The sequence below is a fragment of the Roseateles sp. AC306 genome, from assembly GCF_979253795.1.
Genome location: NZ_CEEDEB010000005.1, coordinates 244,702 through 257,518 on the forward strand (window position 1 = coordinate 244,702; position 12,817 = coordinate 257,518).

General features: G+C 70.1%; 12 protein-coding genes. 4 read left to right on the plus strand and 8 right to left on the minus strand.

The window, feature by feature from the left end; genetic code table 11:
- Positions 1–11 precede the first annotated feature (11 nt).
- The 7 genes from AC0IZJ_RS13190 to AC0IZJ_RS13220 are packed head-to-tail and all read right to left on the minus strand — an operon-like array spanning position 12 to position 6,766.
- Entirely contained in the window at positions 12–1,193 is a 1,182-nt protein-coding gene (locus tag AC0IZJ_RS13190) for a class I SAM-dependent rRNA methyltransferase (RefSeq protein WP_471850384.1), read from the minus strand.
- On the minus strand, positions 1,190–2,710 hold the full coding sequence (locus AC0IZJ_RS13195) for a hypothetical protein (RefSeq protein ID WP_471850386.1): 1,521 nt from the start codon (positions 2,708–2,710) through the stop codon (positions 1,190–1,192). Before AC0IZJ_RS13195 ends, AC0IZJ_RS13190 begins: the two co-directional genes overlap by 4 nt.
- Positions 2,707–3,627 (minus strand): tyrosine recombinase XerC, encoded by a 921-nt coding sequence (locus AC0IZJ_RS13200; RefSeq protein WP_471850388.1) that lies wholly within the window; start codon positions 3,625–3,627, stop codon positions 2,707–2,709. The genes AC0IZJ_RS13195 and AC0IZJ_RS13200 overlap by 4 nt, the downstream gene beginning before the upstream one ends.
- On the minus strand, positions 3,627–4,337 hold the full coding sequence (locus AC0IZJ_RS13205) for a DUF484 family protein (protein ID WP_471850390.1): 711 nt from the start codon (positions 4,335–4,337) through the stop codon (positions 3,627–3,629). Before AC0IZJ_RS13205 ends, AC0IZJ_RS13200 begins: the two co-directional genes overlap by 1 nt.
- Positions 4,334–5,185, minus strand: coding sequence for a diaminopimelate epimerase (dapF, locus tag AC0IZJ_RS13210; protein ID WP_471850392.1), 852 nt, complete (start codon positions 5,183–5,185; stop codon positions 4,334–4,336). Before dapF ends, AC0IZJ_RS13205 begins: the two co-directional genes overlap by 4 nt.
- 7 nt (positions 5,186–5,192) lie before the next feature.
- Positions 5,193–6,329, minus strand: a complete 1,137-nt coding sequence (locus tag AC0IZJ_RS13215; RefSeq protein WP_471850394.1) for a cytochrome c biogenesis protein/redoxin — start codon at positions 6,327–6,329, stop codon at positions 5,193–5,195.
- Positions 6,326–6,766: a DUF2147 domain-containing protein gene (locus AC0IZJ_RS13220; protein WP_471850396.1), complete on the minus strand. Its 441-nt coding sequence runs from the start codon at positions 6,764–6,766 to the stop codon at positions 6,326–6,328. Before AC0IZJ_RS13220 ends, AC0IZJ_RS13215 begins: the two co-directional genes overlap by 4 nt.
- Positions 6,767–6,911: 145 nt before the next feature.
- Between AC0IZJ_RS13220 and AC0IZJ_RS13225 the strand changes: the two genes are divergently transcribed.
- Together AC0IZJ_RS13225 and AC0IZJ_RS13230 are read left to right on the plus strand one after the other, a co-directional pair.
- Complete coding sequence (locus AC0IZJ_RS13225) at positions 6,912–7,646, plus strand: response regulator (RefSeq protein WP_471850398.1); 735 nt, start codon at positions 6,912–6,914, stop codon at positions 7,644–7,646.
- Positions 7,647–7,660: 14 nt separating this feature from the next.
- Entirely contained in the window at positions 7,661–8,914 is a 1,254-nt protein-coding gene (locus AC0IZJ_RS13230) for an ATP-binding protein (RefSeq protein WP_471850400.1), read from the plus strand.
- Here the strand turns inward: AC0IZJ_RS13230 and AC0IZJ_RS13235 are convergent.
- Positions 8,898–9,773, minus strand: coding sequence for a lysophospholipid acyltransferase family protein (locus tag AC0IZJ_RS13235; RefSeq protein WP_471850402.1), 876 nt, complete (start codon positions 9,771–9,773; stop codon positions 8,898–8,900). The genes AC0IZJ_RS13230 and AC0IZJ_RS13235 overlap by 17 nt on opposite strands.
- Positions 9,774–9,902: 129 nt before the next feature.
- Here AC0IZJ_RS13235 and metK point away from each other — a divergent pair, with 129 nt between their 5' ends.
- A complete protein-coding gene (gene metK / locus AC0IZJ_RS13240; RefSeq protein WP_471850404.1) occupies positions 9,903–11,084 on the plus strand; it encodes a methionine adenosyltransferase in 1,182 nt (393 codons plus the stop codon).
- Between the two features lie 143 nt (positions 11,085–11,227).
- Entirely contained in the window at positions 11,228–12,769 is a 1,542-nt protein-coding gene (locus AC0IZJ_RS13245) for a methyl-accepting chemotaxis protein (RefSeq protein WP_471850406.1), read from the plus strand.
- Positions 12,770–12,817 lie beyond the last annotated feature (48 nt).

Genomic DNA, 12,817 nt, shown 5'->3' on the forward strand with positions numbered 1-12,817 from the left:
CGCCGGGGCGTTCAGCGCTTCAGCAGCCCCAGGCCCTTGAGGTAGTCGCCCTCGGGGAAGCAGACGGTCTGCGGATGGTCCGCTGCGGCCGACAGGCGCTCGACGATGTAGCCGTCCACGCCCGCGTCCAGGCCGGCACCGGCAACGATCTTGTGGAACAGGTCGGGCGCGATGCCGCCCGAGCACGAGAAGGTGTACAGCAGCCCGCCCTCGTTCAGCAGCATGAAGGCCAGGCGGTTGATGTCCTTGTAGGCGCGGGCCGCGCGTTCGGCGTGAGCGACGGTGGGCGCGAACTTGGGCGGGTCGAGCACGATGGCGTCGAAGCGCCGGCCTTCGGCGAGGCAGCGGCGCAGCGTGGCGTTCACGTCGGCATCCCAGGCCTCGTGGCGGCTGGCGTCGAAGCCGTTCAGCGCCACATGCGCCTTGGCGCGCTCCAGCGCCGGGCCGGATGAATCGACGCTGACGACCTGCGTCGCACCACCCGCCAGCGCCGCGATCGAGAAGCCGCCCGTGTAGCTGAAGCAATTCAGCACGCTCTGCACGCCGTACTGCTTCACCGCATCGGCAAAGCGACGGCGGCTGTCGCGCTGGTCGAGGTAGTAGCCGGTCTTGTGGCCTTCGGCGACGTCCAACGTCAGCTGCCAGTCGTGCTCGCGGATGGTCAGTGCAGTTGGACCGTCACCCCTGAGCCAGCCGGTTTGCTGGGGCAGGCCTTCCCACTCGCGGGCCTGGGCGTCGGAGCGCTCGTACAGCCGCGTGAGGCCGGTCTCGGCGAGCAGCGCGTCGGCGATCTGGGCCTTCCAGCGCTCGGCGCCGGCGCTGCCGAACTGGGCCACCAGCGTGTCGCCATAACGGTCGACGATCAGCCCGGGCAGGCCGTCGGCCTCGCCGTGGACCAGGCGCCAGGCGTCGGACGCAATCGCCAGCCGCTGGCGCATCGCAATCGCCTGCGCGATGCGCCGCTTGAAGAAGGCGGCGTCGATGCGCTCGGCCTCGTCGAAGCTCCAGGCGCGCAGCCGGATCTGCGACTGCGGGCTGAACGCCGCCCAGCACAGGAAGGCGCCGTCGGCCGACTCCACGCGCACCGTCTCGCCCGGGTCGCCACCGCCGCGCGCAATGGAGCTTTCGAACACCCAGGGGTGGCGCTTGACGAGCGAGCGCTCCTTGCCCGGGCGGATGACCACTTTCTTCATCGTTGCAAGGCTCCGAAGGCGTAGCTGAGTTGCAGATGCGTCAACGGCGTGGACTGGTCGCTGCCACGCACGGTGCGGAACTGGCCCACGCCGGCACGCAGCCGCAGCCGCTCGGCAATCTGCCATTGCGCCCAGACCTCGGCCTGCGTCACCGCGCCGCCACCCACCTTCACGCCGCCACCGCCGGCCGCGCCGACCAGCAACTCGGCGCCGACGCGCATGCCGCTCCACAGCGGGTCGCTCTGCACGCCCAGGCCGAACAGGCCGAAGGAGTAGGCGCCCGCGCTGCCGGCCGCCGCGCTGCCCGCCTGGGCCGTGCCGTAGACGCGCGGCGAGAACTCGCGCGACATGCTGACGGCCACGTGGCTGACCGCCTCCTGCCGCCCGTCCTTGAAGCGCATGCGCGGCAGGTGCATGACGCTGGCGCCCAACTGCTGCACGCGCACGGTGCCGCCGGGGTCGTCGCCGATCAGCGTGGGCGTGCGGTCCAGCGGCATGCTGAGCGCGGCGCGCACGAAGGTCGCGCTGTAGGCGCCGCTCGGCGCATGCGTGAGGCCGGCGTCCAGGCGCAGGCTGGGGCCCCAGGGCGTGATCCAGCGCAGCGTCGGCCCGGCGCGCAGCAGCCAGCCGTTGCCCGTGTCCACATTGCCGCCACCGCCCAGGCCGGCGGCCAGTTGGCCGCCCACGCGCAGCCGCGGCGTGCCGAACAGGGCCCAGTCCTGACCGATCTGGCCCAGCACTTCCATGTAGCCGTCAACGCCGCCCTTGGCCGCGCCGGCGGCCTCGAAGCCCCACCAGCTGCCTTCGGCGATGTACTGGCGCAGCTCCGCGCCCGCCTTGCCCACCTTGCCGGCGTAGGGCGTGCCGCCGCGCGTGCGGCTGGAGGCGCGGGGCTTCTCGATGCCGGCGATCAGCGTGATCTCGTCCATGCCCAGGCCGGTGCGCCGGCCGGAGCGCGCGGGCTTGCCGGCGTCGTCGGGCGAGAAGCTCGCGAAGTCCATCGACCGCCCGACCGTGAAGGCCAGGCCCACGCCGCTCTTCACGTTGCCACTCGGAAAGCGGATCTGCGAGATGCCCACGCCCGTGTACCAGGGGCCGTTCTCGGTACGGATGGACAGCTCGGGCCGCAGCATCAGGCCGCCGCCGAAGCGCATGGCCTCGCTCGACAAGCCGCCGCCCGCGCCCACGTACAGGCTGGCCGCCAGATGCGTGTTGCCCGACAGCCGCCAGCGCCGCTGGCCGGTGAAGCCGACCGTGAAGATGCCGCCGTAGTTGCCCTTGGCCGTGCCGTAGAAGCCGGGACCGAAGCCCCAGTCATCGTCGAAGGCCATCATGTAGCTCATCGACGCAAAGGCCGTGCGGCCGCCGTCGGGCATCTTCATGCGCGTCCAGTTGGCCTCGATGGTGGCGGGGCGCACGCTGTTCAGGCGCGCAACATTCGCAAACGGGGCTTCATCGGGAGTGGCCAGCGCACAGGCCGGCAGCAGTGCCAGCAGTGCGGCGATTCGAGCGTTCATTTCTTGGCGCGGGGGTGGGCCGCGTCGTAGATGCGAGCCAGGTGCTGGAGGTCGAGTTGTGTGTACACCTGGGTCGTCGTGATGTGGGCGTGGCCCAGGAGCTCCTGCACTGCGCGCAGGTCGCCGCTGGACTGCAGCAGGTGGGAGGCAAAGCTGTGGCGCAGCATGTGCGGGTGGACATGGGCGGGCATGCCGGCGCTGGTGGCGCGGGCCGACAGCATGGTGCGCAGCGTGGAGCCGGAAATTCGATGGCCCCGCGCGCCGACGAAGAGGGCCGCTTCGCCGGCCGCCGCAAGCTGGCTGCGCACGGCCAGCCAGTCCCCCAGCGCCTCGGCCGCCGCCTTGCCCAGCGGCGTGCTGCGACGCTTGCCGCCCTTGCCGAGCACATGGATCTCGGCCGACTCCAGATCGACCCAGCCGTCCGCCTGGCCGCTGGCCTGCACGTCCAGACCCATCAGCTCGGCCGCGCGCAGGCCGGCGCCGTAGAGCAGCTCCACGACCGCACGGTCCCGGGCTTCCAGCCGCGAATCGGCCACTTCATCCGGCACATGGATGGCCAACTGCACGGCGTCGTCCACGCCCAGGGCCTTGGGCAGGGGCTTGGGTGCCTTGGGCGCGCGGAGGCCGTCGAACGGGTTCAGCGCCACGCGGCCCTGCAGGCCCAGCCAGCGGTAGGCGCTGCGCCAGACGGACAACAGCAGCGCGATCGACTTCGGGCCGAGGCCCTCGCGGTGCAGCAGCGCGGCGAGGCGGCGGGCCTGGGTGATGGTCAACGCGCGCACGTCGACGGATGCCTCGGCCAGCATGGCCTGCAAGCGCTCCAGGCCGTCCGTGTAGATGCGCAGCGTGCGCGGACTCAGGCGTTGCTGCACGCGGGCGTGCTGCAAATATTCGCCGAAGTCAGCGCACAACCCCATCACGCGGCCAGCAGCCCCGCCAACCCCGCACTGGCGATCTCGCCGACGCGGTTCAGGAAGTCGGTGCCCATCTCGGCCGTGTAGCGCGTCGGGTCGGGCGAGCCCAGCACCAGCAGGCCGAAGGGCTTGCCCTCGTTGGCCTTGGGCAGGCTCAACGGGATCAGCGCCAGCGACGTGGCGATGCCGCCGCTTTCGCTCAGGCCCAGCCAGCGCGCAGCTTCAAAGCCGGAGTTCACGCCGCAATAGGGCTGGCTCAGGCTGGAGGCAAAGCTGCGCACGTCCGGGCTGACCGAGGCCGCGAACTCGGCCGCCTCGTAGGCCGGCGCCACGCCCCAAAGGCGGAGGCTCGCCTGCGGGATCATGAACTGGTGGCGCAGCTCGGCCAACAGCACTTCCGGCAGCTCGGGCGTGCCCACGGCGCGCATGACGGACAGCGTCCAGCGGTGCAGGCGGTCGGAGATGGCGACGTTGTCCTGGCCGTTGCGGATCATGTCGATGACCCGCAGCTCCAGGGCCTTGATCTTGTCGCGCAGCATCTCGGCCTGCCGCTCCTGCAACGACACGGCGCGTGCGCCATGCGGGTGCTGCAACTGCACGCTGGCGAGCAGCGCGGAGTGCCGCTCGAAGAAACCGGGGGTGGACGCCAGGTAGTTGGCGATGTCGGTTTCGGTGATGCCTTGCACCGCGTCAGCGGCCGGGTTGGAACTCACAGCGTGATCTCTCCATCAAAAACTTTTACGGCGGGGCCGGTCATCAAGACCGGACCGAATTTGCCATCTTGGCCACCGGCCCATTCGATGCGCAGCAGGCCGCCACGGGTCTGCACTTCCACAGCCGAGTCCAGCCAGCCGGCGCGGATGCCGGCGACGACGGCCGCGCAGGCGCCCGTGCCGCAGGCCAGCGTCTCGCCGGCGTCGCGCTCGTAGACGCGTAGCGCAATGCGGTCGCGGCTCAGCACCTGCATGAAGCCGGCGTTGACGCGCTTGGCGAAGCGCGGGTCATGCTCGATCAGCGGGCCAAGTGTGGCCACCGGCGCGGTCTCGACGTCGTCGACGCGCTGCACCGCGTGCGGGTTGCCCATCGAGACGACGGCCAGCTCGACGCCTTGCACAGGCCACAGCTCGAAGCCGTTGACGACGCGGGCTTTCAGCCCCTTCGCATCGAAGGGCAGCGCCGCGTGGTCGAACACCGGCGCGCCCATGTCCACCGTCACCCGGCCGTCGTCCTGCAAGGTCAGCACCAGGCGGCGGTTCATCGTGTCGACGCGGATCTCGCGCTTGTCCGTCAGGCCGGCATCGACGACGAAGCGCACGAAGCAGCGCGAGCCGTTGCCGCAGTGCTCCACCTCGTCGCCGGTGTTGTTGAAGATGCGGTAGCGGAAGTCCGCGCCAGCATCCTGGCTGGGCTCGATGACCAGGATCTGGTCGCAGCCGACACCGAAGCGCCGGTCGCCCAGCAGGCGCATCTGCTGCCGCGTCAGCGCAAACGGCTCGCGGGTGGCATCGATGACGACGAAGTCGTTACCCGCGCCGTGCATCTTGGTGAAGCGCAATCTCATTGGGGGATTATCGCAAGGCACTCTCTATGGCTGCGGCAAGGTCCGCCTCGCCCCCTTCGCCCTCGTGGCGGTAGACGATGCGACCCTCCTTGTCGATGAGCCACGCCGCTGGCCAGTAGCGGTTGCCGAAGGCCTGCCAGACGCGGTAGCCGTTGTCCTGCACGACCGGGTAGTGCAGGCCCAGGCGCTTCACGGCGGCCTGCACGCCGTCCAGCGGCCGCTCGTGCGCGAACTCCGGCGTGTGCACGCCGATAACGACGAGGCCGCGTGCGGCGTAGCGCTGGTGCAGGCGCTCGATGACCGGCACGCTGCGCAGGCAGTTGACGCAGTCCCAGGTCCAGAAGTCGATCAGCACGACCTTGCCGCGCAGGGCTTGCAGCTGCAACGGCGGGCTGTTGATCCAGCCACCCGTGCCCGTCAACTCGGGCGCCGGTTTGCCGACGGGCTTGGTCTGGACCGACTCGGCCGGCCCGCTCAGCGCGGCGACCCAGCTCGAGCTGACGTCCGCCAGGCTGGCGCCGGCCATCACGAGAATGAGCACGCCCAGCCCCTGGCGCAGCCGGGTCGCCGCGCGGCCCCAAGCGCGCAAGCGCAGCGCGAGCCGCTGGCCGCCATAGGCCACGGCCAGCATCGGCCCGCCGGCACCCGCGGCGTAGGCGACGAGCAGCGCCGCCGCCTGGCCGGGTTCGGTGGCGCCCGCCACCAGGGCCAGGATGCTGGCCAACGCCGGCCCGGCGCAGGGCGTCCACAGGGCGCCCAGGCTGGCGCCGAGCGCGAGCGCACCCAGGCGGCCGCCGCCCTGGCCGAAGCGCTGCGCCACATCGGCCACGCGGCCGAGCGGCAGCGACAGCCTCTCCCACAAGGCGGGCCAGAGCAGCAGCACGCCCATTGCCAACAGCAGCACGGCTGCCACGTCGCGCACCGCACCGGCGGACAAACCGAGCGCCGTGGCCGATGCGCCAAAGGCCAGGGCCAGCACGCTGAAGGCGCCGACAAAGCCGAGCACGATGAGCGGCGGCCGCCACGGATCGGGCCGGCCCCAGCTGCTGCCCAGCAAGGCCGGCAGCAGCGGCAGGACACAGGGGCTGGCGACGGTGGCCAGGCCAGCGCCGAAAGCAGCGGTCAGGGGAAGCAGGATGCTCATTGCTTCACCTCCGCAACGCGCTGCCAGGCCTGCGTCTTGCCGAACAGCGGCAGGCCTACGTAGCCGTGCAACTTGAGTTCACCTGCGGGGCCGATGGACATCAGGCAGTCATAGGTCTTGCCGTTCTCGCGGTTGAAGATGCGGCCCCGCCATTCGGTGGTGACCGGCTTGCCATCCGGCCCCGTCTCGCTGGCCGAGGGTGCGAAGTCGCTGAGGATGACCATGCCTTCCTGGGCCGGCTTGGCATCGGTCGCCATTGCCTCGCCGGGCCGGCTCATGGACTGGTTGGCCATGACGCGCGCCACGGTGCCGCACAACGCCGCGCCGCAGGGCTCGACGCGCACCTCCAGGTTGCCACTGGCCGTCAGCCACAAGCCACGTGGGTCAGCATGGGCAGCGCCGGCCATGAGCAGCGCGATGAAAAGGGCAGTTCGCATGAGGGCACCTCGTTCAAGTGGAAGAGGTGCCATTGCAGCGGGCGGCGGTATCACCGCGATGTCGCTGTGTCGCCGCCCGACACACGCCGGCCGCGCAGACAAAGAGCGATACAAATCTCCCAGCCGCCTCGGCTATCGTGGCCGCATGACCCCTCGCCCCGACCACCTGCTGCTCGTCGACGACGACCGCCAGCTGCTGGCGCTGCTGGCCGACTACCTGCGCGCCGCCGGCTACCGCATCAGCACGGCCACACAGGGCCGCGAGATGCGGGCCGTGCTGGCGGCGGAACAGATTGACCTCGTCGTGCTGGACCTGATGCTGCCGGGCGAGGACGGCCTGGCCCTGTGCCGCGACCTGCGCGCCCGCGAGGTGGAGCCGCTGCCCATCCTCATGCTGACCGCGCGCGGCGACGAGGCCGACCGCGTGCTCGGCCTCGAGATGGGCGCCGACGACTACCTCGCCAAGCCCTTCGCCACCCGCGAGCTGCTGGCCCGTATCCGCGCCGTGCTGCGCCGCACGCGCCAGCTGCCGCCGCGCCTCACGCCGCAGCGCCAGGCCAGGCGGCTGGCCTTCAACGACTGGGTGCTGGACACGACGGCCCGCCACCTGCTCGATGCGGCCGGCACGCTGGTGCCGCTGACCGGTGGCGAATACCGCCTGCTGCGCACGCTGCTCGACCACCCGCAACGCATCCTCAGCCGCGACCAGTTGCTCAACCTGACGCAGGGCCGCGAGGCGGACCCTTTCGACCGCTCCATCGACCTGCTCGTCAGTCGCCTTCGCCGCCGCCTGCGCGACGACGCCAAGGAGGCGCGGCTGGTGAAGACGGTGCGCAACGAGGGCTACATCTTCTGCGCCGATGTCGAGGCCGTCGAATGAGCTTGGCGGGACGCATGGCCGGCCTGCTCCTCGTCGGCCTGCTGCTGGCCTACGGCCTGGCCAGCCTGGCCTGGCTGGCCGAGCGCCGCGAGGCGATGGGCCGCATGCTGAACGCCTACCTGGGCCGCGACGTGGCCACGGCGGTGGCCGTGCTGGACCGCCTGCCCGAGACGGAGCGTGGCGAATGGCTGGCAAAGCTGGCGCGGCCCAGCTATCGCTACGAACTGAGCGCCGCGCCGGCCGACTTCACGCCCTCTGAAACGGCAGACGCGCTGGCGAAGACGCTGCGCGCGGAAGTCGGCATCACACGTGTCACCGCTGCCGGCACGCGACCCGATGGCGAGCTGGTGTTCGCACTCAAGCTGGCCGACGGCGCGCCACTGACGCTGCGCGCGCAGCCCCCTCAACTCAAGCCGTCCGTCACGACGCTGGCGCTGCTGGCCGCGCAAATCGCCGTGCTGGCCCTGTGCGGCGCGGCGGCGGTCAGGCTGGCGACGCGGCCGCTGCGCCGCCTGGCCGACGCAGCCGACAGCCTGGGCGCCGACCTGGCCGCCAAGCCACTGGCCGAGGAGGGGCCGCGCGAAGTGGCGTCGGCAGCGCGCGCCTTCAATGCCATGCAGGCGCGAATTGCAGAGCACCTGCGTGAGCGCTCCGAGATCCTGGCCGCCGTCACCCACGACCTGCAGACGCCGCTGACGCGCATGCGCCTGCGCAGCGAGCTGCTCGCCGACGCCGGCGCGCGCGACAAGCTGCTGGCCGACATCGACGAGATGCGCGGCCTCGTCGCCGAGGGCCTGCACTACGCGGCCAGCGCCCATGCGGCGGAGGAAGCGCCGCAGGCGGTGGACCTTGTCGCGCTGCTGGATGGGCTGGTGTGCGATGCGCAGGACGCGGGCCAGCAGGTCACGCTGGATGCGCCCTCGTCCCTCGCTCCCGTCACGACGCGACCGCGAGCGCTGCGCCGCGTCGTGGGCAACCTCGTCGACAACGCCGTCAAGTTCGCCGGCGCGGCCGAGGTCGTCATCACGCCGCGCGACGGCGCCCTGCAGATCGCCGTGCTGGACCGCGGCCCCGGCATCCCGGCCGGGCAACGCCAGGCCGCGTTGCAGCCCTTCGTGCGCCTGGAGGCCTCACGCAACCGTGCCAATGGCGGCACCGGCCTGGGCCTGGCCATCGCCCAACGCCTCGCGCAGGCGCTGGGCGCGACGCTGGAGCTGCTGCCGCGCGACGGCGGCGGCCTGGAGGCGCGGCTCAGCCTTCCGACGTAGGCGCCGCGCCGATGTCCAGGCCGCGCGGTTCCTTGTAGCGGTGGTAGCCCCAGAGGTATTGGCCCGGCGCCCGGCGAATGACGCTTTCCATGGCCGCGTTGACGGTCGCTGCGGCCTCCTCGTTCGACGCGGCCTTGGCGATCTCGGGCGCGGGCATCACATGCACGACAAAGCCCTTGCCGCCCGGCAGGCGCTCGCCCCAGATCAGCAGCAGCGCCGCGCCGGTCTGCTGCACGAGGCGGGCCGCCAGCGTCATCGTGTAGGCCGGCTTGCCGAAGAACGGCGCCCAGACGCCCAGGCCCTCGGGCGGCACCTGGTCGGGCAGCAGGCCGATGACTTCGCCCTTGCGCAGCGCACGGATCATCTGGCGCACACCCGACAGCGAGGCCGGCGCGGTGGCCAGGCCGGGGCGCTCACGCGAGCCGGCCATCACCTCGCGCATGCTGGCCTGGCGCGCCGGCCGGTAGAGCACGGTGATGGGCGACTCCGGCGTGGTGAAGCGCTCGGCAATGGCCTGGGCGCAGATCTCGAAGCAGCCCATGTGCGGCGTCAGCATGACGAGACCGCGCTTCTCGGCCAGCGCTTGCGCGATCAGCTCGCCGCCGTCCCATTGCAGCTTGCTGCCGAGCGGCTTGCCGCGGCTGGCCACCCACAGCCACGGCAACTCGGCCGCCATGCGCCCGGCCGCTGCAATCGCCGGCCGGGCTTCGGTCCAGCGAATGCCAGCCTGGGCCACATTGGCCTTGAAGCGGCGCCGGTAAACGCCCGAGGCGACGTAGACGAGCCAGCCCAGCACCGACCCCAAAGCGTGCAAAAGCGCCAGAGGCAGCAAAGACAACAACCGAAAGACCACGCCCATATTTCTTATACTTGCCGGATCGCCGAGTTAACTGAACTACTTGCGGGGCGATTCACAAATCCTGCTAAAGCGTTCGCCGCACCTCCAGGAGCGACGGCAACGCCGACCTAAAGCAACCGGAGTTTAAAAGTGGCCAACGATTTCCTCTTCACGTCTGAGTCCGTCTCTGAAGGACACCCCGACAAGGTGGCCGACCAGATCTCGGACGCCATCCTCGACGCCATCTTCGAGCAGGACCCGCGCAGCCGCGTGGCCGCCGAGACGCTGTGCAACACCGGCCTCGTCGTGCTCGCCGGCGAGATCACGACCAACGCCCACGTCGACTACATCCAGGTCGCGCGCGACACCATCAAGCGCATCGGCTACGACAACACCGAGTACGGCATCGACTACAAGGGCTGCGCCGTCCTCGTCGCCTACGACAAGCAGTCCAACGACATCGCCCAGGGCGTCGATCACGCCAGTGACGACCACCTCAACATCGGTGCCGGCGACCAGGGCCTGATGTTCGGCTATGCCTGTGACGAGACGCCCGAGCTGATGCCTGCGCCCATCTACTACGCCCACCGCTTGGTGGAGCGCCAGGCCCAGCTGCGCAAGGACGGCCGCCTGCCCTTCCTGCGGCCCGATGCGAAGAGCCAGGTGACGATGCGCTATGTGGACGGCAAGCCGCACAGCATCGACACGGTCGTGCTCTCCACCCAGCATGCGCCCGAGTACTCGCTGGGCGACCGCATGACGGACGAGTTCTACGAAGCGATCCGTGAAGAGCTGATCAAGCCGGTGCTGCCAAAGAACTGGCTGACGGCCGACACCAAGTATTTGATCAACCCGACGGGTCGTTTCGTCGTTGGCGGCCCGCAGGGCGACTGCGGCCTGACCGGCCGCAAGATCATCGTCGACACCTACGGCGGCGCCTGCCCGCACGGCGGTGGCGCCTTCAGCGGCAAGGACCCGTCCAAGGTCGACCGCAGCGCCGCCTATGCCGCGCGTTATGTCGCCAAGAACATCGTTGCCGCCGGCCTGGCGCGCCAGTGCCAGATCCAGGTCGCCTACGCCATTGGCGTGGCCCGGCCGATGAATGTCACCGTGTACACCGAAGGCACGGGCGTCATCTCGGACGACAAGCTGGCTGCGCTGGTGAACGAGCATTTCGACCTGCGCCCCAAGGGCATCATCCAGATGCTGGACCTGCTGCGCCCGATCTATTCCAAGACGGCGGCGTATGGCCACTTCGGGCGTGAAGAGCCGGAGTTCACTTGGGAACGGACGGACAAGGCTGCTGCGCTGCGCGCTGCTGCCGGGTTGTAAAAACCAAAGCTTGAACCGAGAAACACCGCCTCCCGAGGCGGTGTTTTTCTTTGTGCCCCCTCATGGCTGCCACGGGTAGAGTCAACGCACCGGCAGAGTGCGTCGCTTGTCGCCCTGCTGCCGCACAACTACTGGAGGCAGTGATGAAAATGCAGTCCTTGCGAATCGGGACGCGATTGTTCCTGGGCTTCGGGTTGGTGCTGGTGCTGCTCGCGCTTGCCGTGGGCTTGAGCTACCGGCAGATGGCCACGGTCGGGCCGCATATCGACATGCTGGTGGAGTTGCAGCAACGCCAGGACACTGCCCAGGACTGGCGCACGCAGACGCAGCTCAACGTCACGCGCACCGACGCGGTCGCCCGCGCTGGTGGCTCGGGGCCGGTGGCGGTGTTCTTCACGCCCGTCATCACGGCGACCAGCGCCAACATCAACAAGCTCCAGGAAGCCTTGACCAAGGCCGAGGACACCGACAAGGGCAAGGAACTGCTGAACGATATTGCGGCGACGCGCAAGGCGTACGTGGACATCCGCAACGGCGTGAACGCACAGCTCAAGGCCGGCGAGACAGAGGCCGCGCTGACGGTGCTGGAAGGCCAGATGCGGCCCGCCTCGGAGGTCTACGTGAAATCCATCAGCCGCATGGCGGACTACCAGGGCGAGCGCGTGCGCGAGGAAACCCGGCTGGTGCTGCAGGCGGCGCGCCGCACGCAGACGCTGATGCTGGCGCTCGCCGCCGTCTGCCTGACCCTGGGCATCGCAGCGGCCTGGCTCATCACGCGCTCCGTTGTCAAGCCGCTGAACCTCGCCATCCAGGAGGCCGAGGAAGTCGGCCAGGGCGACCTGTCGCGCGAGATCGTCAGCGTCGGCAGCGACGAGACGGCCCAGCTCACCCAGGCGCTGGCCAATATGCAGGTGTCGTTGCGGCACCTGGTGGGGTCGGTGCGCGAGAACGCTGACGGCGTGGCCACAGCGAGTTCTGAAATTTCGATGGGCAGCAACGACCTGTCCGCACGGACCGAGCAGCAGGCCAGCGCCATTCAACAGACGGCGGCGGCGATGGAAGAGGTGTCGGCCACCGTGAAGCTGACCGCCGACAACGCTGGCGAGGCCGACCAGCTCGCGCATGACGCCAGCGAGGTGGCACGCAAGGGCGGCGAGGTCGTGGGCGAGGCGGTGCAGCGCATGCGCGGCATCGAGGAGAGCTCGCGCAAGATCGGCGACATCATCGGCACCATCGATGCCATCGCCTTCCAGACCAACATCCTGGCGCTGAACGCTGCCGTCGAGGCGGCACGCGCCGGTGAACAAGGGCGCGGCTTCGCCGTCGTGGCCAGCGAGGTGCGCATGCTGGCCCAACGCAGCGCCGACGCTGCCAAGGAAATCAAGGTGCTGATCGGCGACAGCGTCGAGCGCGTCGGCCAAGGCGCCGTGCTGGTCAATCGCGCCGGCGACACGATGCAGGAAGTGGTCACGGCCATCGGCCGCGTGGCCCAGATCGTGCGCGAGATCAGCTCGGCCAGCCGCGAGCAGAGCACTGGCGTGAGCCAGGTCGGCCTGGCCATCGCGCAGATGGACGAAGCCACTCAGCAGAACGCCGCGCTGGTGGAGGAAAGCGCCGCGGCGGCGGAGAGCCTGAAGCATCAGGCGAGCGAGCTGGTGAAGCTGGTATCGGCGTTCAAGACCTGACGAGCTTGGCCCTCATCACGTTCAAGCTGGTGGCCGCAGCGATCCTGG

Coding starts and splice junctions, on each gene's coding strand:
- AC0IZJ_RS13190 (WP_471850384.1), bottom strand. CDS start 1,193: ATGAAGAAAGTGGTCATCCGCCCGGGCAAGGAGCGCTCGCTCGTCAAG.
- AC0IZJ_RS13195 (WP_471850386.1), bottom strand. CDS start 2,710: ATGAACGCTCGAATCGCCGCACTGCTGGCACTGCTGCCGGCCTGTGCG.
- AC0IZJ_RS13200 (WP_471850388.1), bottom strand. CDS start 3,627: ATGGGGTTGTGCGCTGACTTCGGCGAATATTTGCAGCACGCCCGCGTG.
- dapF (WP_471850392.1), bottom strand. CDS start 5,185: ATGAGATTGCGCTTCACCAAGATGCACGGCGCGGGTAACGACTTCGTC.
- AC0IZJ_RS13215 (WP_471850394.1), bottom strand. CDS start 6,329: ATGAGCATCCTGCTTCCCCTGACCGCTGCTTTCGGCGCTGGCCTGGCC.
- AC0IZJ_RS13220 (WP_471850396.1), bottom strand. CDS start 6,766: ATGCGAACTGCCCTTTTCATCGCGCTGCTCATGGCCGGCGCTGCCCAT.
- AC0IZJ_RS13225 (WP_471850398.1), top strand. CDS start 6,912: ATGACCCCTCGCCCCGACCACCTGCTGCTCGTCGACGACGACCGCCAG.
- AC0IZJ_RS13230 (WP_471850400.1), top strand. CDS start 7,661: ATGGCCGGCCTGCTCCTCGTCGGCCTGCTGCTGGCCTACGGCCTGGCC.
- AC0IZJ_RS13235 (WP_471850402.1), bottom strand. CDS start 9,773: ATGGGCGTGGTCTTTCGGTTGTTGTCTTTGCTGCCTCTGGCGCTTTTG.
- AC0IZJ_RS13245 (WP_471850406.1), top strand. CDS start 11,228: ATGAAAATGCAGTCCTTGCGAATCGGGACGCGATTGTTCCTGGGCTTC.